Genomic DNA, 19,063 nt, shown 5'->3' on the forward strand with positions numbered 1-19,063 from the left:
TGATCGATCACCACGTATGACGCGGGAGACCGCCCGATTGTTCAGGTGCGGTAGACGCTCACGCCGTCGAGGTCCTCCTTGGACAGGCGGCGCATGAGGTAGAGCCCTTCGAGGGCGAACTCCAGGGCCGCGGCGGCGTGCCCGGGCGACTCCTCGCCCGCCCCCATGCCCAGCTTCGACATGATCTTCGACAGGCCGGCGACGGGACCGATGCGGTGGAGCAGCTCCGCGGCGGGCACCAGCTCGCCCGACTCCACCTGGTTGCCCTCGGAGAACTTCTCGATGAGCGACGACAGGTCCATGCCGCCCAGGCGGCTCCTGAACGTCTCGGCCGTGGCCCTGCGCAGCAGGTGGGCGAGGATCTCGGTCTCCCGCCCCTCCTCGCTGACCTCGAACTCCACCTTGCCCCGCAGGCTGTGGACGACGCAGGCCAGGTCGCACACCCGGGTGACGGCCTGCTCCTCGCCCTTGACCGCGGCCCTGCGCACGGCCGAGGCCATGGCGGTCTCGGCCGCCGCGATGGAGAAGCGCGCCGACACGCCGGAGCGGGAGTCGACGGCCGTGGACTCGCGGACCAGCCTGGTGAACCGCGCGAGGACCTCCACCAGGTGCTCGGGGATGTCGGCCCCGATGTCGGGCACCGACTCCTGGCGGATGAGCGTGAGCTCGTCCTCGACGGTGAGCGGGTAGTGGGTGCGGATCTCGGCGCCGAAGCGGTCCTTCAGCGGGGTGATGATCCGGCCCCTGTTGGTGTAGTCCTCGGGGTTGGCGCTGGCGATGAGCAGGATGTCGAGCGGCAGGCGCAGGTTGTAGCCGCGCACCTGGATGTCGCGTTCCTCCAGCACGTTCAGCAGCGACACCTGGATGCGCTCGGCCAGGTCGGGCAGCTCGTTGACGGAGAAGACGCCGCGGTTGGTGCGCGGGACCAGGCCGTAGTGGACGGTCTCGGGGTCGCCCAGCGTGCGCCCCTCGGCGATCTTGATCGGGTCGACGTCGCCGATCAGGTCGCCCACGGACGTGTCGGGCGTGGCGAGCTTCTCGCCGTAGCGCTCGTCGCGGTGCTTCCACGCCACAGGCAGCTCGTCGCCGAGCTCCTGGGCGAGGGCCCGGCAGCGGGTGCAGACCGGCTCGTACGGGTGGTCGTTGATCTCACATCCCTCGACCACCGGGGTCCACTCGTCGAGCAGCCCGGTGATGGTGCGGATGAGCCGGGTCTTGCCCTGGCCTCGCTCGCCGAGCAGCACCAGGTCGTGCCCGGCGAGCAACGCCCGCTCCAGGTGGGGCAGGACGGTGTCGTCGAAGCCCACGATGCCGGGGAACCGGGGCTCTCCCGACCGGAGCTTGGCCAGCAGGTTTTCCCGGACCTCGGCTTTGACGGTGCGATGAACGTGGCCGCTCTCTCGCAACTCGCGGAGAATACGTGGCTGTTGCACGGGAACGAGACTACGTCCCCAGCGAAGAATGTGGCAGAGAGTTTGGAATCTGGCGGAGATTTCGGATCTTGGCAATTGTGTACGGAATGTGCGCGTGCTTGTCCCTTTAGTGGGGAGAATCGGCCCTAGAGAACGTCGGACTGTCGAGGGAGGCGAGACACGTGGCCTTGATGACGAGCCGCTTCGCCGACGGCCTCGCCGTGGGTTCCGACCTGGTGGAGGCCGCGGAGAGCGCCGTCGGTCAGGCCCTGTCGAGGCTCACCGGCCAAGCGGACCTGGTCTGCTTCTTCATCTGCGGAGAGGACCCCGACGACGTCGCGCGCGCCGGGCAGGCCGCCATGCGGCTCGCGCCCGAGGCCCACGTCATCGGGTGCAGCGCCACCGGCGTCATCGGCAACGGGCAGGGCGTCGAGCTCTCGCCCGCCGTCAGCGCCTGGGCGGCCACCCTCGAAGGGGTGCGGCTCACCACGTTCGCCCTGGAGACGCTCGCCGCCGAGGACCAGTTCGTGGTCATCGGCCTGCCGGAGCGGGCCCCGGACGACCACGTGGCGATCCTGCTGGCCGACCCGTACACCTTCCCCGCCGACGCGTTCGTCGAGCGCTCCGTGGACGTCCTCGGCGAGCTGCCGCTGATCGGCGGCCTGGCGAACGGGCTGCAGGGCCGCGGCTCCGTACGCCTGTTCGCCGACGGCGAGGTCTACACCGAGGGCGCCATCGGCGTCCTGCTGAGCGGCGACGTGAAGGTCAGCACCCTGGTCAGCCAGGGCTGCCGCCCGATCGGCCCCAGCATGGTCGTCACCGCCGCCGAGGACAACGTGCTGCTGGAACTGGCCGGCCAGCCCGCGCTGGCGCGCCTGGAGGACATCGTCAGCGACCTCGACGAGGACGACCGCGAACTCGTCGCCGCCGGCCTGCAGATCGGCATAGCCATGGACGAGTACGCCGAACGCCACGAACGCGGCGACTTCCTCATCAGAGGCGTGATCGGCATCGACCCCGAACGTGAGGCCGTCGCCATCGGCGACGTCGTCGAGATCGGCAGGACCGTCCGCTTCCAGGTGCGCGACGCCGCCGCCGCGGACGAGGACCTGTACGCGCTGCTCGACGAGCACCGCGAGGAACTCGGCAAGGTGGACGGCGCCCTGCTGTTCTCCTGCAACGGCCGAGGCTCGGCCATGTTCGGCACCGCCGACCACGACCCGGTCGTGCTGCGCGACACGCTCGGGCCGGTCGGGGTGGCCGGGTTCTTCGCCGCCGGGGAGGTCGGGCCGGTCGACGGGCACAACCACGTCCACGGGCTGACCGCGTCCGTGCTCGTCTTCTCCAGCCAGGCGGGCACGCCGTGACGTGCGCCCCCTCGGCCGGGCACGCCGTGACGTGCGCCCCCTCGGCCGGCCGCGCATGATCCTCGCGATCGACGTCGGCGGCACCAAGATGGCCGCCGGGCTGGTCGGCCGCGACGGCGCCGTCGTCCGCGCCCTGCGCGCCGCCACCCCGCAGGACGCCGACGCCGACAGCCTGTGGAAGACGCTCCTGGACCTCGTCGAGCCGCTCGCGGCCGAGGCCCGCGTCGAGGGCGTGGGCGTGGGCTGCGGCGGGCCCATGACCTGGCCCGACGGGGAGGTCTCGCCGCTCAACATCCCCGGCTGGCGCGCCTTCCCGCTGCGCGCGGCCCTAGCCGGGCGCTTCCCCGGCCTGCCCGTACGCCTCCACAACGACGCGGTCTGCCTGGCCGTGGCCGAGCACTGGAAGGGCGCCGGGCAGGGCGCCCGCGACATGCTCGGCATGGTGGTCTCCACCGGCGTCGGCGGCGGCCTCGTGCTGGGCGGACGCCTCATCGACGGCGGCACGGGCAACGCCGGCCACATCGGGCACGTCGTCGTCGAGCCCGAGGGCGGCCCGCCGTGCGGCTGCGGCGGCCACGGCTGCCTGGAGGCGGTCGCCCGCGGCCCCGCGCTGACCCGGTGGGCCGAGTCGCAGGGCTGGACCCCGGGCACGTACGGCGGGGGAGACGGCCTTCGCACCTCGACGACGACCGGCGACGCCGGCGACGCGGAGGGCCGGTCATGGGCCTACCGCGAGGACCGGGCGGTGACCGGCCGGGCCCTGGCCGCCGACGCCCGCGCCGGCGACCCGGTGGCCGTGCGCGCCATGCGGCGGGCCGGCAGGGCGCTCGGCATCGCCATCGCCTCGGCCACCCACCTGTGCGACCTCGACGTCGTCACCGTCGGGGGCGGGCTGTCGCAGGCGGGCGACCTGCTGTTCGGCCCGCTGGAGGAGGCGCTGCGGGAGCACGCCCGCATGGAGTTCGCCCGCCGTGTCAGGGTGAGGCCCGCCGCCCTGGGCCAGGACGCCGGCCTGGTCGGCGCCGCCGCCCTCCTCCTGGCGGCGGACCGTTACTGGAGCCCGCTCAGGTGACCGGAGAGGCGGGGCGGCGGGGCTCGAAGAGCCAGGCGTCGAACAGCGGGCCGAGGTCCTTGCCCGACATCCGCTCGGCCAGCGCGACGAACTCGTCGGTGGTGACGTTGCCGTAGCGGTGGGTGGCGGTCCAGGTGCGCAGCAGCTCGAAGAACGTCTCGTCGCCGATGGCCTTGCGCAGGGCGTGCAGCGTCATGCCGCCCCGGATGTACACCGACTGGTCGAACAGGTCGTTGGGCCGTGCCCGGCCCGGTGGGTACGACCAGATGGGGTCGCTCGCGGGACGGGCGTGGAAGGCGCGGAACGTGGCGTCGGCCGTGGCGCCGCCCTTGTGCTCGGCCCACAGCCATTCGGCGTACGTGGCGAAGCCCTCGTTCAGCCAGAGGTCCTTCCACCGGCTGATGCTGAGGCTGTCGCCGAACCACTGGTGCGCCAGCTCGTGGGCGACGATGGCGTCCTGCGGGGAGAAGCCGCCGTAGAGCGGCCTGGTCTGGGTCTCCAGGGCGTAGCCGGCCTGGTAGTCGTCGATGACGCCGCCGGTGGAGGAGAACGGGTACGGCCCGAAGACCTTGCTCCAGTAGTCGGTGACCTCGCCGGACAGCGTGTAGAGCTTGCCGAGGGAGGCGTGGAAGCGGGGGTCGGCGGCGGCGACCACCGGGACGCCGTCCGGCGTGGTGCCCTGGCGCAGCTCGAACTTCCCGATGGTGGCGGTGGCGAGGTAGGTGGCCATGGGGTGCCGCTCGCGCCACCGGTACGTGGTGCTGCCGCCCGAGGTGACGGGGGCCGCGCTCTGCTCGCCGTTGGCCACGGCGGTGGTGCCCTCGGGCACGGTGATGGTGAAGTCGAAGGTGGCCTTGTCAGCCGGGTGGTCGTTGCCGGGGAACCAGGTCTTGGCGCCGTTGGGCTGGCAGGCGACGAACGCGCCGTCGTCGGTGGGGATGAAGCCGTAGGTGCCGAGGTTGGCGGGGTCGCGCTCGGGGCGGGGCGTGCCGGAGTAGGTGACGGCGGTGGTGAAGGCCGCGCCCCTGTCGATGGGCCGGGCGGGGGTGACGATCAGCTCGTCGCCCTCGTGCGAGAACCTGGCCGCCGCGCCGTCGACCGTGACCCTGCCGACGCGCAGCCCGGCGAGGTCGAGGTGGAAGCTGGACAGGCCCTGCGTGGCGGTGGCCTGGACGGTGGCCAGGCCCGACAGCTGCTTGGAGGACGGCGTGTACCGGATGTCGAGCGCGTAGTGCGCGACGTCGTAGCCGCCGTTGCCGTCGGTGGGGAAGTCGCTGTCGCCGATGCCGGGCGCGCCCGGCTGGTAGCGCGGCTGGTGCGGGGACCCGTGCCGGGAGGACCCGTACGCGGGGCCGTGCAGCGGGCCGAGCGCGCCGGACGCGGCGGCCACGCCGGTGCCGCCGGTGGCGGCCATGTCCGACGGCGTGCAGGCGAACACGCTGACCAGCACCGCCAGGGACGCCACACGGCGTCTGCCGACCCTCATCCGCGACCCAGCCCCCTTCGTTGCGTGACCAGAAGCTTACGCGCTGTCATGCGTCGACGACGACCGTCCTGGCGGCCTTGTCGTGGAGAGCCTGCTTGCGCGGGTCGAAGAGGATCCAGCCGAGGTCGAGGAGGCCGCCCACGCAGCACAGCCACGACAGCACGGTCTCCACGGCCTGCCTGAGCGCGGCCTGGCCCACGCCGATGCGGGTGCCGTCGACCTGGACGACCCGCATGCCGAAGACCTTCTTGCCGACGGTCTGCCCGTTCCAGTACGCGTGCAGCAGCCAGAAGTAGAGGAAGGCGACGATCCCCGCAAGGAACGTGTGCTGGGCGGGGTAGCGGTCCCAGACGCCCTTGTGTGAGTCCCAGACGTAAGTCCAGCTCGTCCAGCTGAAGGGGGCGGAGACGATGCCGACGATGATCCCGTCGAGGACGCCGGCGAAGAGCCGGCGCCAGCGCCCGGCCAGGGGCCGGGGGTGGGGCGGCGGCGGTGGTCCCGTGGTCGATCCCATGGGAAGGCACATCACCGCCGCCGGACCTCCGCAAACTACAGGTTGCCCCTTCGCTCCTGCTCGCGCTCGATGGCCTCGAACAGCGCCTTGAAGTTGCCCTTGCCGAAGCCGAGCGAGCCGTGACGCTCGATGAGCTCGAAGAAGACGGTCGGGCGGTCCTGCACCGGCTGGGTGAAGATCTGCAGCAGGTAGCCGTCCTCGTCGCGGTCCACCAGGATGCGGCGCTCCTTCAGCTCCTCGATCGGCACGCGCACCTGGCCGATGCGGGCCCGCAGCTCGGGGTCGTCGTAGTACGAGTCGGGCGTGTCGAGGAACTGCACGCCCGCGGCCCGCATGTGGTCGACGGTCGTGATGATGTCGTTGGTGGCGAGCGCGATGTGCTGCACGCCGGGGCCGCCGTAGAACTCCAGGTACTCGTCGATCTGCGACTTCCTGCGGCTGATCGCCGGCTCGTTCAGCGGGAACTTCACCTTGCGGGTGCCGTCCGCCACGACCTTGGACATGAGGGCCGAGTAGTCGGTGGCGATGTCGTCGCCGATGAACTCCGCCATGTTCGTGAAGCCCATGACGTTGCGGTAGAACTCCACCCACTCGTCCATCTTGCCGAGCTCGACGTTGCCCACGCAGTGGTCCACGGCCTGGAACAGCCGGCCGGTCCTGGTGGCGGGCGGCGCGACCAGCGGCTCGGCCGGGGCGTAGCCGGGCAGGTAGGCCCCGGTGTAGTTGGACCTGTCGACGAGCGTGTGCCTGGTCTCGCCGTAGGTGGCGATGGCGGCCATGACCACCTTGCCGTTGTCGTCCTCCAGCGTGTGCGGCTCCTCCAGCCCCCTCGCCCCGCGGCTGAGCGCGTGCCGGTACGCCGCCTCCACGTCGGGGACGTCCAGGGCCAGGTCGATCACGCCGTCGCCGTGCTCGGCCACGTGCCGCGCCAGGTCGGTGCCGGGCCTGATGGAGGCGCGGAACTCGAAGACGGCGCTGCCGGAGGTCAGCACGTACGAGGCCGTGTCCTTGCTGCCGTTCTCCGGCCCGCGGTAGGCGACCAGCTTCATCCCGAAGGCGGTCGAGTAGTAGTGGGCCGCCTGCCTGGCGTTGCCCACGGCGAACACCACGGCGTCCATGCCGTTAACCGGAAAGACATCACTCATGGCGTAACTCTCGATTTAGCTGGGCGAGTTGTGCAAGAGTTACTTGAATGAGTGGACAATCTGCCCATTCTCCTCGCCGATTTCCCGGAGGACGTGTACAGCATGACGATCGATGAGCTCGACGCCCGGCTGATCGCCCTCCTGGCCGCCGAGCCCCGCCTCGGCGTCCTGGAGTGCTCCCGCCGCCTCGGGGTGGCCCGCGGCACCGCCCAGGCCAGGCTCGACCGGCTCGTCGCCCGCGGCGTCATCACCGGGTTCGGCCCCGACGTCTCGCCCGAGGCGCTCGGTTACGGCGTCACCGCGTTCGTCACGATGGAGATCAGGCAGGTGTCCGGGCACGACCCGGTCGCGCACCGGCTCGCGCACATCCCCGAGGTGCTGGAGGTCCACACCATCACCGGCGGCGCCGACCTGCTGTGCCGCGTGGTCGCCCGCACCAACGCGGATCTGCAGCGGGTCATCGACCAGATCGTGGAGGTTCAAGGAGTGCTCAGGACCTCGTCGATCATCGCGCTCGACACGCCCGTCCCCTATCGGGTGCTGCCGCTGGTCGCCGATGTTCCGCGCAGAACGACGCGGTAGACGTACCATCGCTCACAGGGACGCGGCACCGTTATCGATCGTTTACCCTTGACATTCGCCCAGCTCGCCGGGGGTGGGTGCGGCGTCAGGAAGCGCTCGCGAGTGCGGAACGGTGGTGAGCAGAGCGTGCGGAAGCGGCGGATTCTTCGCCTTCTCCTGATGTGTTTCGGTGCGGGAATCCTGGTGCTGGTCGGGCTCTTCGGCATCGCCTGGGCGATGACGCCCATCCCCGACAGCACCCAGAAGGAGGCCACCGCCCAGGGGTCGGTGATCTACTACCGCGACGGCAAGACGGTGCTCGCCAGGAAGGGCATCGACCGCAAGATCGTTCCGCTGGCCAAGGTGCCCGAGCACGTCCGCGAGGCCGTCATCGCGGCCGAGAACCGCTCGTTCTACGAGGACGCCGGCGTCTCCATCAAGGGCACCACCCGGGCGCTGTGGTCCACCGTCACCGGCCAGCAGCTCCAGGGCGGCTCCACCATCACCCAGCAGCTCGTGCGCAACTACTACAGCGGGCTCAGCCAGGAACGGTCCATCACCCGCAAGTTCAAAGAGATCCTCATCTCGATGAAGGTCGACCAGTCCAAGTCGAAGGACTGGGTGCTGGAGCAGTACCTCAACACCATCTACTTCGGGCGCGGCGCCAACGGCATCCAGTCGGCGGCGCAGGCGTACTTCGGCAAGGACGTCCAGGACCTCACCGTCGCGGAAGGCGCCTACCTCGCCTCCGTCATCCAGCAGCCGAGCCGGTTCGCCGACCCCCAGGGCCCCGACCTGGAGGCCGTCATGGCCCGCTGGCAGTCGGTGATCAAGGCGATGGGCGAGACCGGCGCGCTCACGCCCCAGCAGGTGGCCACCGAGCGGTTCCCCGCGCTGAAGCCGCCGAAGAAGCCGTTCGAGATCAAGGGCCAGGGCCAGTACATGCTGGAACAGGTCACCGCCGAGCTCAACCGGCGCGGCTACACCGACGAGGACATCAACAGCGGCGGGCTCAAGGTCGTCACCACCTTCGACAAGAAGCTCATGGACGCCGCCCAGCGGGCCGTCAAGCAGGTCCTGCCCGACGCCACGCCGAAGAAGGTGCGCACCGGCCTGGCCGCCGTCGATCCCGGCACCGGCGAGGTCGTGGCCTTCTACGGTGGGCGACCCTCCCAGTCCGCCTACTACGACAGCGCCTTCTCCGCCAAGGTGATGGCCGGCTCCACGTTCAAGCCGTACACGCTGGCCGCCGCGCTCGACAACGGCTTCGACCTGTCCACGAGGGTCGACGGCAACTCGCCGCTGCACGTCGCCTCCGCCGACAAGCCCATCCCCAACGACAGCAACCGCTCGTACGGGCAGATCGACCTCGTGCAGGCCACCCAGAACTCCGTCAACACCGCGTTCGTCGACCTCGGGCAGAAGGTCGGGCTCGACAAGGTCGCCTCCGTGGTCGAGGCCGCCGGCATCCCCAAGGAGCAGGTCGAGCCGCACGCGCACGCCGCGTCGTTCCCGCTGGGCGTGGCCTCCGTCAGCGCCGTGCAGAACGCGTCCGGCTTCTCCACCTTCGCCAACAAGGGCGTCCACGTGGAGGCGCACGTCGTCAAGTCGGTCACCGACGGCCAGGGCAGGAAGGACGTCGTCAAGCCGGTCTCCAAGCGGGTCGTCGGAGAGCAGGCCGCCGCCGACACGATCTACGCGATGCAGCAGGTCGTCAAGTACGGCACCGGCACCGCGGCCAGGCTCTACGACCGCCCGGTGGCAGGCAAGACCGGCACCACCGACGACTCGAAGGCGGTCTGGTTCAACGGGTTCACGCCGCAGCTCGCGGTGGCCGTCGACATGTTCCGCGACGACAACGAGACCGTCACCATCCCCGGTTACGGCACCCAGTTCGGCGGCCAGCTCCCGGCGCAGGTCTGGCGCGCCTTCATGACCGAGGCGATGGCGGGCAAGCCCGTCGAGGAGTTCCCCGAGCCGTCCGACTACGGCTACGACTACGGCTACGACTACTCGGCGCCGCAGAACGACCCGTCGGCCCCGCCGCAGGACGGCTTCGACCGGCCGCCGAACCCCCAGGACTGGGGCACCCCGCCGTCGCAGCCCGCCGAGCCGCCGGTCACCGAGCCGCCCGCGACGCAGGCGCCCGAGACCGGGCAGCCGGTCAACCCCGACAACGGCGGCGACGGCGGCACCGGGGGGAACGGCGGCAACGGCGGCGACGGCGGCCGGGCCACCGAGCCGCCCGCGCAGCAGCCGACCTCCGGGCCCGACACCGGCGCGGGCAGCACGAGCCGGCCGTCAGGAGTGGGCTGACCCGGCGGCACGCCCCGGGAGCGGGCCGACCGGGCGACCCCCGTCCCGGGAGCGGGCTGACCGGGCGGGGCTTCCCGCCCGGCCGGTCAGGCGTGCCGCGCCAGCTCGGCGCGCAGCTCCTCCACCGACGTCACCGGCATCCGGCAGGTGAAGCCCCTGCACACGTACGCCGCGGGCACGCCGTCGACCAGGCCGCGGCCCTCCAGCAGCGACGGGAACGCCTCGCCCCTCGGCATGAGCGCGTCGCCCGAGCCGCGCAGCTCCGCGTCGTCCTCGCCCGGCCCCAGAGCCACCACCAGGCCCGGCACGTCGGCGAGCAGCGCCTCCCTGTGCAGGGCGCGCGTGCGCGGGTCGCCGGGCGGCCCCACCACGGCCACCTCCACCGGCCCGTCCAGCGCCGCCCTGGCCACCGCCAGCCCCCACCCGGCGAACCTGGCGTGCCGCGGCGCCAGCACCGACACGGTGCCGAGCGCCGCGAGCGCCGCCTCCCTGTGCCGGGCCGAGCCCGTCAGCGCGGCGTACGACAGCAGCGCGCCCGCCGCCGCGTACTGACCGGACGGCGTGGCGCTGTCGGTGGGGTCCTGGGGCCGCTGGAACAGCCGCTCGGCGTCGTCGGCGGTGTCGTAGAAGCCGCCGCTGCCGTCGGCGAAACGGTCGAGCACGGTGTCGAGGAGCGACCCCGCGAGCCGCAGCCGGCGTGGCTCACCCGTCACCCCGTACAGCGAGATGAGCCCTTCCGCCAGGTTCGCGTGGTCGTCGAGCACACCGGCGTGGGTGCCCGCGCGGCCGTCGCGTGAGGTGCGCAGCAGCCGGCCGCCGTCCAGGTGGACGCGCTCCAGCAGGGTCGCGGCCGAGCGCGCCGCGTCGACCAGCTCCGGCCGGTCGAACGCCGCGCCCGCCTCCGCGAGCGCCGCGATGACCAGCCCGTTCCACGACGCCACGACCTTGTCGTCGCGGCCCGGACGCACCCGCCGCTCCCTCGCCGCGAGCAGCGCGGCCCGCACCCGCTCGAAGCGCTCCCCGTCGTCCGGGTCGCGCAGGAGCTGGAGCACCGACGTGCCGTGCTCGAACGTGCCGGTCACCTCGAACACCCCGGCCGCCCAGCGCCCGTCGTCGTCGCCGAGCACCTCCCGCAGCTCCTCGGGCGTCCAGACGTAGAACCTGCCCTCCACGCCCTCGCTGTCGGCGTCGAGCGCGGACGCGAACGCGCCCTCCGGCGTGCGCATCTCGCGCAGCAGCCAGCCCGCCGTCTCCAGCGCCACCCTGCGGGCCAGCGGCGACCCGGTCGCCCGCCACCAGTGCGTGTAGACGCGCAGCAGCAGCGCGTTGTCGTAGAGCATCTTCTCGAAGTGCGGCACCACCCAGCGGGCGTCGACGCTGTAGCGCGCGAAACCGCCGCCGAGCTGGTCGTAGATGCCGCCGCGGGCCATCGCCTCCAGCGTGCGCCCGCTCATCTCCCGCTCGCCCGAGCGCAGCAGGAACTCCAGCACCATGGACGGCGGGAACTTCGGCGCCGAGCCGAACCCGCCGCGCTCGGGGTCGTACGACTGCCGCAGGTTCGTCAGCGCCAGCTCCAGCGCCCCGGCGTCCGGCACCGGCCCTCCGGGCAGCGAGGCGTTCGCGTTGAGCGCCTCGACCAGCTTCGCGCCCTGCCGCAGCACCGTCTCCCTGTCGCCGGTCCAGACGTTGTGCACCTCGGTGAGGAGCCGCTGGAAGTTCGGCCGGGGGAAGTACGTGCCGCAGAAGAACGGGTGTCCGTCGGGCGTGGCGAACACCGTCATGGGCCAGCCGCCCTGCCCGCTCATGGCCTGGGTGGCGTTCATGTAGACGGCGTCGACGTCGGGCCGCTCCTCGCGGTCCACCTTGACGTTGACGAAGTGCTCGTTCATGAGCCTGGCGGTGGCGTCGTCCTCGAAGCTCTCGTGCGCCATCACGTGGCACCAGTGGCACGCCGAGTAGCCGACGCTGATCAGCAGCGGCACGTCCCTGCGGCGCGCCTCGGCGAACGCGTCCTCCCCCCACGGCCACCAGTCGACCGGATTCCCGGCGTGCTGCAGCAGGTAGGGAGAAGTCGCGCTACCGAGCCTGTTCATACCATCAGGCTCTCACAGCGCCTGCCTGAACAGGACGACGCGGGTGAGCGGCGCAGGAACTCCGAAGGGCACGCCACTCGTCAGGCCCTGGAGGGCCGTCTCCGGGGGCCGTCGGCCGCGAGCGGGAGACTGCGCAGCGCCAGGGGACTCGGCGGAGGCAGGGCGCCGCGAGCCGCCTCCGCGCGGAACGACTGGAGCAGGTACGCCACCAGGCGCCGGGACGCCGCCCCGTCATGCGGCAGCGCGGTGACCAGACCGCAGTGGGACAGCAGGGCCACGGCGAGGTCGGAAGGGTGGAAGTCGGCCCGCAGCGCGCCCGCTGCCTGGGCTCTGCGGACCAGGGTCATGAGGTCCCGTTCGGCCCGTTCCCGGGCCTGCGCGTGTTCCGCCGTGCTGTCGGGGAAGGCCGCGACGAACGCGGCGGAGAAGCCCCGTTCCTCCCTCTGAAGCTCGCAGGCCGTCTCGAACAGCCGCCGGAAGCCCCGCCACGGGTCGGGGTCGGCCAGCGCCTCGGTGAGCGCTCGGAGGCAGGCCTCCATCTGCTGCGCGAACGCGGCCCGCACCAGGGCCTCCCGGGTCGGGAAACGCCGGTACAGCGTCGCCACGCCGACCCCGGCCCGTCGGGCCACGGCCGCCATGGGCGCGTCGATGCCGTGCTCGGCGAAGACCGCGCGGGCGGCGACGAGGATGCGTCCGCGGTTGCGCCGGGCGTCGGCCCGCAGCCCCGGGCCCGCGATCCGAGAGGATTCCTCCGCCACTGTCTCTCACCTCCGGTGCAAACGGACGGTGCCGTCCACTTATGAGCCTACGCTCGGGGCCGGATCCCGCACGACCACGAGTGGCGAAGGTGAGAACGATGGACGACCGCACGATGAGAGCAGTGCTCTTCGACCGCTTCGGCGGCCCCGAGGTGCTGTACGTGGGCCGGGTGCCACGCCCCGAGCCGGCGCCCGGCGAGGCGCTCGTGCGGGTGCGGGCGTTCAGCGTCAACGGCGGCGAGCTGGCGGCCCGGTCCGGCCGCCTCCGGCTCTTCACCGGGCAGAGGTTCCCGCAACGCGTGGGGTTGGACTTCACGGGCGAGGTCGCCGCGCTCGGCGCGGGCGCGACGGGCGTCGCGGTCGGCGACCGCGTGTGGGGCGTCGTGGGCCGCACCGCGTTCGGCAGCGCCGCCGAGTACGTGACGGTCCGGGCCGGGCGGCTCGGCCGGGTCCCGGACGGACTGGACCTGGTGGCCGCCGCCGCGCTGCCGGTGGCGACCACGGCCGTCACGGCGCTGCGCGACAAGGCCAGGCTGCGCCCCGGCGAACGACTGCTCGTACGGGGCGCCGCGGGCGGCGTCGGCAACGCCGCCGTCCAGCTCGGACGGGCGTACGGCGCCGAGGTCACGGCCCTGGCCCGCGCGGCCAACCTCAACTTCGTCCGCACGCTCGGCGCCCATCACGCCATCGACCACCGGAGCGTCCCGCCGGGGGAGCTGGGCCTGTTCGACGTGGTCCTCGACACCGCGGGCACCGACCTGCGGGCCTTCCGGCGTCTGCTCGCCCCGGGCGGCCGCATGGTCACCATCGCCTTCGACCTGGCGCGGCCCGCCGCCTCACTCGGCTACATCGCCGCCAGCGCCGTGCACGGGCGCGGCCGGGTGCGCTTCTTCAGCGGCGACCCCGGGCGGGCGCTCCTCGACGAGCTCGCCGCCCGGGTGGCGGAGGGGGTCCTGCGCCCCGCGGTGGACAGGTGCTTCCCCCTGGAGGAGACGGCGGCGGCACACCGGGCGCTGGAGGCCGGCGGGGTGCGGGGCAAGTACGTGGTCAGGGTCGACTGAGCGTCCCGCGCCGACCGTGCCGTCCCGGGCGACCCGGGGGAGACGGGGGCGGGGTGGCGGCGTAGGTTACGGGACGTGGACATGGGAGGCAGGCGGCCGGCGGCCGGCGACGGGCCGGACCTCGCGTTCGTGTGCGCTCACGCGGAGCGGGCGGCGGCCGAGCTGACCCGCAGGGACGTGGCGCGGGCCCTGCTCGCGGTGTCGTCCGGCGTGGCGCTCGTCGCGCTGCCCGCGCTGCGGCGCGCCATGGCGGAGGCGGGCAACCCGCTGTCGCCGGCGTTCTGGGAGTCGGCGAGGGCGACGCTCGCCTCGATCGAGGCGGGCACGGCGACCTTCGGCGACGTACGCCGCTGGCTGGAGGCCACGGGCACCGAGCCGGTGCTGCTGACCCGCGGCTCCTTCCTGTGGGCCGACGAGGACCGGCGCGGCCCGGTGGCCCAGGAGATGTTCTCCCGGCTGGTGGCGTACCTGGAGGAACGGGTCGTCTCAGGCGAGATCGACCCGGAGGCGCTGCTGCGCGGCGACCCCGGGGCGCTGGCCGCGTACGAGGAGCTCCAGGCGCGCTGGCTCGGCACGCCGCTGCCCGACGGCAGGGTGCCGGGCCGGGTGGTCACCGACGAGGAGGACGAGGAGCTGTCGGCCGACCTGGACGAGGAGGAGGCGTTCGCGCTGTCGGAGCTGCGGCGGGTCCTGGGCGGCCTGCCGGAGCCGCCCGCGAGGCCCGCGGACCTCGCGCGGGCCGCGGCCCGGCTGCGCGAGCTGCTCCGCGTGCCCGGCTACCCGGGCAACGTGCTGCGCGCCTGCGCCGGGTTCGACGAGGAGCCGCCGCCCGCCGGCGACGCGGACCTGTGGCTCTCGGTGCTCGCCGGCATCGCGGGACCGGTCTCCGACCTGCCCGAGGCGGACGACACGCTGGAGGAGTTCACCGACCTCGACCGCGGGTTGAGCGAGGAGGACACCACCCTGGCCGGCCTCTGCGCGATCCAGCACGCCGACTGGCTGGCGGCGGTGACGGCGCTCGTCAGGTTCGGGCCCGGAGTGCTCGCCACGCCCGAGCGCATCGCGCGCCTGGTCGCGGAGTCGGAGGACGTCGGCGGGGACGTCGGCAGGGGCCTCGACGAGATCGAGATCGAGATCGGCGACCTCGGCGTCGGCTGGGACGACGACCTCGACGACACCGATGACGACCTGCACGCCACCGAGGTGCTGTTCGGCCCGGTGGTGGCCCTGTGGGGGCTGCTCGGCGTCGTGGACGACGACGAGGTGCTCACACCGCTCGGCTGGTGGGGCCTGCCGAAGGCGCTCGAACGCGCCTGGTCGCCTCCGGGCTGACGCCCGGACCCCGTCAGTCGCCGGACGGCCGGTCGACGAGCGGCTGGAACTGCGGATGCCGCTCGATGTACGACTTCACGAACGGGCACAGCGGCACGACCCGCAGCCCGGTGTCCTCGCTCGCCCGAAGCGCCTGGGCGACGAGCTTGCTCGCCAGCCCCTGCCCCTCGTACTCGGGGAGCACCTCGGTGTGCGTGAAAACGATCTTCGTGGGCAGCAGACGGTAGTCGGCGAACCCGGCGACCCTGCCGTCCACGAGCACCTCGAAACGGCTCTCCGTCGAGTTGTCGACCACGTCGATCGCCATCTACCCGGCCTTCTTGTCGTTGCCGTCGCCCTCGTGCGGGACCTTGATCTTCGACATCTGCTTGTTCATGGACTTGATCAGAAGATACAGGGCCACCCCGATGAGGGCGACGACGGTGAAGCCGAGCAGACCCGGGCTGACCTCACCAGCTGCGAGAACAATCACACCTCCAGTGTGCCACCGGGGTGCGGTGGTCGGTCCGGCGGCCGAGCGCCGCCGGCCGGGCCGCCTGGACGCTCAGTGGCACGCGGTGGCGACGTCGTCGGCGTGGATGCCGGTGAACAGGTCGTCCTCGGGCAGCTCGGTGTCGACCAGCGAGCGGGCGAGGTGGTAGTCCTCGGTGGGCCAGATCTCCTGCTGGAGCTCCCGCGGGCAGACGAACCACCAGCTGTCGGGGTCGATCTGGGTGGCGTGCGCCTTCAGCGCCTCGTCGCGGATCTCGAAGTAGTCGCCGCACGGCACGCGCGTGGTCACCGGCCACTTGGCGGGGCGGTCCTCCCAGCGCGCGATCCAGTCGGCGTACGGGGAGCCCATGCCGCGCTCGGTCATGGCCTCGTGCAGAGCCTCGAACCGCTCCTTGGTGAAGCCCATCTGGTAGTAGAGCTTCAGCGGCTGCCACGGGTCGCCGGCGCCCTGGTAGCGGTCGGGGTCGCCCGCGGCCTCGAACGCCTCCACCGACACCTTGTTCGTCATGATGTGGTCGGGGTGCGGGTAGCCGCCGTCGTCGTCGTACGTGATGATGACGTGCGGGCGGAACGCGCGCACGGCGGCGACGAGCGGCTGCGACGCGTCCTCCAGGCTCTGCAGCGCGAAGCAGCCCTCAGGCAGCTCCTCGTCCTCGTTCTCCGGCAACCCCGAGTCGACGAAGCCCAGGAACTGCTGCCGCACGCCGAGGATCTCGCGGGCGCGGTCCATCTCGGCCTTGCGCACCTCCGCGATGTTCGCCACGATCTCGGGACGGTCCATCTTCGGGTTGAGCACGGAGCCGCGCTCGCCGCCCGTGAGGGTACACACCAGCACTTCCACGCCTTCGCGGACGTAACGCGCCATGGTGGCGGCGCCCTTGCTCGACTCGTCGTCGGGGTGGGCATGGACTGCCATCAGCCTCAGCGGTGCACTCACGGGCTCGATGTCTCCTCAGTCGGGACCGGTCACTTGCCCAGAGAGGTTAGTTTCTGCTGGGCGGTCGCGAGGGCATCACCCTCGCGGGCGACAATTGTCTCGGATAACGCCGAGGGAGTGCAGGGAGATTCCGCCATGGTCACCAGAGATGTCGGGAACGGGCCCGTTCTCGGCACCCCCGACGACTTCCCCGATCGTCCCAAGCGAGGTGGCCGGCTCGTCGTGCACATCGTGATCGGGGTCCTCGTCGCCATCATCGCGGGCGGCTGGGGCTGGGTGATGTGGTCGATGACCAGCGGGAGCGCCGAGGCGCCCGCGCAGGTGGTCTCGTTCGAGGTGGACAGGCCCGACCGCGCGGAGATCACCTTCGAGGTCTACAGGCCGGAGGGGCGCGCCGTGGTGTGCCGCATCAGGGCGCTCGACGTCCAGCACGCGGAAGTGGGCAGCAAGGAAGTAAGAATCCCGCCCGAGACGGGTACGAAGCAGATCACGGAGAGCCTCGACACGAGTGGTCAGGCGACTTCCGTCCACATCCAGTACTGCAATCTCGTATAGTGAGACATTTGGGGAAGCGTTCGGGCGGTCGGCTTGTTAGCCTTTCGCAATTCAACCAGACGCAACCCCGACCGATCTCAGGGCCCCCTAGGCAAGCAAGGAGAACCCGTGGCCGACTCTCGCGATGAGAACGTCACATGGCTGACGCAGGAGGCGTACGACCGCCTGAAGGCGGAGTACGAATATCTCTCGGGGCCCGGGCGCGTCGACATCGCCAAGAAGATCGAGGCCGCCCGGGAAGAGGGTGACCTGCGGGAGAACGGTGGTTACCACGCCGCCAAGGACGAGCAGGGCAAGATGGAGGCGAGGATCTTCCACCTCCGGCAGATCCTCGACAACGCCCAGGTGGGAGAGGCTCCCAAGACCGAGGGCGTGGTGGGTCCGGGCATGACCGTCACGATCAGGTTCGTCGGCGACGACGACGAGGTGACCTTCCTGCTCGCCTCCCGCGAGGAGAGCGGCGCTCCCATCGACGTGTACTCGCCCAAGTCCCCGCTCGGCGCGGCGATCAACGGCAAGAAGATCGGTGAGAAGGCCACGTACTCGATGCCGAACGGGCGGCAGAACACCGTCGAGATCCTCGAGGCCGTGCCGTACGTCGGCAACTGACGCCGGCGCGACCGACACCGGTGGAGACCGACCGCCGGGCCCCCGCGGGCCCGGCGGAGTTTTCGGGTGCGATGGGAATCCGGCAGGACCTCAGCTTCCTGGTCAACACACGTAAACGTCGCGACACGCGCAGACTGGTGCCGTTCATCGTGGTGGCGCTGGTCGCGGTGCTGACCGCCGACGTGCTGCTCCTCGTGCAGTCGCAGGAGCAGGTCACGGCCGAGCAGGCCGCCGGCGCCGTCCGCGTGCGCACGGCGCCCCGGCAGACGCTCATGGCCCAGGCCAAGACCGCCCAGCCGGTCGCGCCGCTGCGCGGGCTGCACAAGCCGAACCTGTTCGTCCTCACCCGCGAGCCGTTCACGCAGGAACTGTTACAGAAGGTGGCGCGGCTGCGCGGAGTGCGGGCGCTCGAACTCGCCGACGCCGCGTCCGTGGTGCTCGACGGCAAACGCGTCCAGACCCTCGGCGTAGACCCCTCCACCTTCCGCGCGTACACGCCGAAGACGACCGCCTCCTCCGACGCGCTGTGGCAGAACGTCGCCGCCGGGGACGTGGCCGTGTCCTTCGTCCTGGGCAACGACGGCGGGCTCAGCCTGCACAGCCGGGTGAGCGGCCCCCGGGGGCCGCTCAGGATCGGCGCGTACGCCACCACCGGGTTCGGCGCCGTCGACGCCGTCGTCTCCAAGGACACCGGACGCGCCCTCGGGCTTCCCCGCGACAACGCGCTCATCGTCAGCGCGCCCACCACCAACTCCGACACGCTGCGCAGACGGCTGCTGAAGGTGCTGCCCAAGGGCACCCAGGTGGCCATGGTCAACCCCGTGCTGCCCGCCGCGCCCACCCGCACCCAGAACTGGCCCGCCGGGGCCTTCATGACGGGCGAGCAGCTCACCGTCGCGCTCAGGGCCGCCGTGTCCAAGCTCGGCCGGCCGTACGTGTGGGGGGCCGAGGGGCCCGACACGTTCGACTGCTCGGGGCTCGTCCAGTGGGCGTACGGGCAGGCCGGGGTGCGGATGCCGCGCGTCACCCACCAGCAGTGGGTGACCGGCCCCCAGGTGCCGCTCTCGCAGGCCCAGCCGGGCGACCTGCTCTTCTGGCGGAACGACCCGACCAACCCCGACTACATCTCCCACGTGGCCATCTACTGGGGCGACGGCAAGATGCTGCACGCCCCGAGAACCGGGGACGTCGTCAAGATCGCGCCGGTGAACACGCGCAACCTCGCGGGCGTCGTCCGCGTCAGCCCCGCCGTGGCCTCCCGCGTCCGCTGACGGGAACCCGGCCCGAGGAAGCGCCCAGGACCCCAGGAACATCCGCGTGGTGGGGCGGCGGCGCTCGCAGGGCCACGCATCG

The 19,063-nt window shown here is 72.0% G+C and carries 18 protein-coding genes; 9 read left to right on the forward strand and 9 right to left on the reverse strand.

The genetic code is table 11. The annotated features are described in order from the left end of the window. Positions 1–41: 41 nt before the first annotated feature. Positions 42–1,433, reverse strand: coding sequence for a sigma 54-interacting transcriptional regulator (locus BMX74_RS02105; protein WP_055508194.1), 1,392 nt, complete (start codon positions 1,431–1,433; stop codon positions 42–44). Positions 1,434–1,603: 170 nt separating this feature from the next. On the opposite strand from BMX74_RS02105, the gene BMX74_RS02110 reads away from it, so the two are divergent. Together BMX74_RS02110 and BMX74_RS02115 are read left to right on the forward strand one after the other, a co-directional pair. After that, on the forward strand, positions 1,604–2,779 hold the full coding sequence (locus BMX74_RS02110; RefSeq protein ID WP_055508196.1) for an FIST signal transduction protein: 1,176 nt from the start codon (positions 1,604–1,606) through the stop codon (positions 2,777–2,779). Between the two features lie 55 nt (positions 2,780–2,834). Continuing rightward, positions 2,835–3,851, forward strand: a complete 1,017-nt coding sequence (locus tag BMX74_RS02115) for an ROK family protein (protein ID WP_091097828.1) — start codon at positions 2,835–2,837, stop codon at positions 3,849–3,851. On the opposite strand, the gene BMX74_RS02120 is transcribed toward BMX74_RS02115, so the two are convergent. Genes BMX74_RS02120 through hppD form a run of 3 tightly spaced genes read right to left on the reverse strand, consistent with a single transcriptional unit; the run spans position 3,844 to position 6,996 of the window. Further along, the gene (locus BMX74_RS02120) at positions 3,844–5,337 is read right to left on the reverse strand and encodes a M1 family metallopeptidase (RefSeq protein WP_091097831.1); all 1,494 of its coding nucleotides are present in this window, start codon (positions 5,335–5,337) and stop codon (positions 3,844–3,846) included. The two genes, BMX74_RS02115 and BMX74_RS02120, sit on opposite strands and share 8 nt — an antisense overlap. 46 nt (positions 5,338–5,383) lie before the next feature. Beyond that, positions 5,384–5,851 carry an RDD family protein gene (locus BMX74_RS02125; RefSeq protein ID WP_177227159.1) on the reverse strand — a complete coding sequence of 156 codons (468 nt, stop codon included), beginning with the start codon at positions 5,849–5,851 and terminating at the stop codon, positions 5,384–5,386. Positions 5,852–5,886: 35 nt separating this feature from the next. Next, the gene (gene hppD, locus BMX74_RS02130; RefSeq protein WP_055508203.1) at positions 5,887–6,996 is read right to left on the reverse strand and encodes a 4-hydroxyphenylpyruvate dioxygenase; all 1,110 of its coding nucleotides are present in this window, start codon (positions 6,994–6,996) and stop codon (positions 5,887–5,889) included. Between the two features lie 102 nt (positions 6,997–7,098). Between hppD and BMX74_RS02135 the strand changes: the two genes are divergently transcribed. Both BMX74_RS02135 and BMX74_RS02140 read left to right on the forward strand, forming a co-directional pair. Further along, positions 7,099–7,578 (forward strand): Lrp/AsnC family transcriptional regulator, encoded by a 480-nt coding sequence (locus tag BMX74_RS02135; protein ID WP_055508637.1) that lies wholly within the window; start codon positions 7,099–7,101, stop codon positions 7,576–7,578. A 159-nt stretch (positions 7,579–7,737) separates the two neighbouring features. Continuing rightward, a complete protein-coding gene (locus BMX74_RS02140; RefSeq protein ID WP_091097835.1) occupies positions 7,738–9,873 on the forward strand; it encodes a transglycosylase domain-containing protein in 2,136 nt (711 codons plus the stop codon). Between the two features lie 86 nt (positions 9,874–9,959). Here the strand turns inward: BMX74_RS02140 and BMX74_RS02145 are convergent, their stop codons facing one another. Together BMX74_RS02145 and BMX74_RS02150 are read right to left on the reverse strand one after the other, a co-directional pair. After that, complete coding sequence (locus BMX74_RS02145) at positions 9,960–11,966, reverse strand: thioredoxin domain-containing protein (RefSeq protein WP_091097837.1); 2,007 nt, start codon at positions 11,964–11,966, stop codon at positions 9,960–9,962. An 80-nt stretch (positions 11,967–12,046) separates the two neighbouring features. Further along, positions 12,047–12,724 (reverse strand): TetR/AcrR family transcriptional regulator, encoded by a 678-nt coding sequence (locus BMX74_RS02150; protein ID WP_091097839.1) that lies wholly within the window; start codon positions 12,722–12,724, stop codon positions 12,047–12,049. 98 nt (positions 12,725–12,822) lie between these two features. Here BMX74_RS02150 and BMX74_RS02155 point away from each other — a divergent pair, with 98 nt between their 5' ends. Both BMX74_RS02155 and BMX74_RS02160 read left to right on the forward strand, forming a co-directional pair. Continuing rightward, positions 12,823–13,785, forward strand: a complete 963-nt coding sequence (locus tag BMX74_RS02155; RefSeq protein WP_091097841.1) for an NAD(P)-dependent alcohol dehydrogenase — start codon at positions 12,823–12,825, stop codon at positions 13,783–13,785. An 81-nt stretch (positions 13,786–13,866) separates the two neighbouring features. Continuing rightward, complete coding sequence (locus tag BMX74_RS02160) at positions 13,867–15,117, forward strand: hypothetical protein (protein WP_091098081.1); 1,251 nt, start codon at positions 13,867–13,869, stop codon at positions 15,115–15,117. Between the two features lie 13 nt (positions 15,118–15,130). Here the strand turns inward: BMX74_RS02160 and BMX74_RS02165 are convergent, their stop codons facing one another. The 3 genes from BMX74_RS02165 to mca form a co-directional block, all read right to left on the reverse strand. Beyond that, entirely contained in the window at positions 15,131–15,424 is a 294-nt protein-coding gene (locus tag BMX74_RS02165) for a GNAT family N-acetyltransferase (protein WP_055508211.1), read from the reverse strand. Continuing rightward, positions 15,425–15,589: a hypothetical protein gene (locus BMX74_RS43730; RefSeq protein WP_176573555.1), complete on the reverse strand. Its 165-nt coding sequence runs from the start codon at positions 15,587–15,589 to the stop codon at positions 15,425–15,427. It abuts the gene before it with no gap. Positions 15,590–15,661: 72 nt separating this feature from the next. Further along, positions 15,662–16,546: a mycothiol conjugate amidase Mca gene (gene mca / locus BMX74_RS02170; RefSeq protein WP_091097844.1), complete on the reverse strand. Its 885-nt coding sequence runs from the start codon at positions 16,544–16,546 to the stop codon at positions 15,662–15,664. Positions 16,547–16,681: 135 nt separating this feature from the next. On the opposite strand from mca, the gene BMX74_RS02175 reads away from it, so the two are divergent. The 3 genes from BMX74_RS02175 to BMX74_RS02185 all read left to right on the forward strand — a co-directional run bounded on the left by BMX74_RS02175 (position 16,682) and on the right by BMX74_RS02185 (position 18,981). Beyond that, on the forward strand, positions 16,682–17,101 hold the full coding sequence (locus tag BMX74_RS02175) for a DUF4307 domain-containing protein (protein WP_055508215.1): 420 nt from the start codon (positions 16,682–16,684) through the stop codon (positions 17,099–17,101). Between the two features lie 108 nt (positions 17,102–17,209). After that, positions 17,210–17,710: a transcription elongation factor GreA gene (greA, locus tag BMX74_RS02180; RefSeq protein WP_055508217.1), complete on the forward strand. Its 501-nt coding sequence runs from the start codon at positions 17,210–17,212 to the stop codon at positions 17,708–17,710. A gap of 71 nt (positions 17,711–17,781) precedes the next feature. After that, the gene (locus BMX74_RS02185) at positions 17,782–18,981 is read left to right on the forward strand and encodes a C40 family peptidase (protein WP_055508219.1); all 1,200 of its coding nucleotides are present in this window, start codon (positions 17,782–17,784) and stop codon (positions 18,979–18,981) included. Positions 18,982–19,063: the final 82 nt, after the last annotated feature.

The sequence above is a fragment of the Nonomuraea pusilla genome (assembly GCF_900109355.1).
GTDB classification, from domain to species: domain Bacteria; phylum Actinomycetota; class Actinomycetes; order Streptosporangiales; family Streptosporangiaceae; genus Nonomuraea; species Nonomuraea pusilla.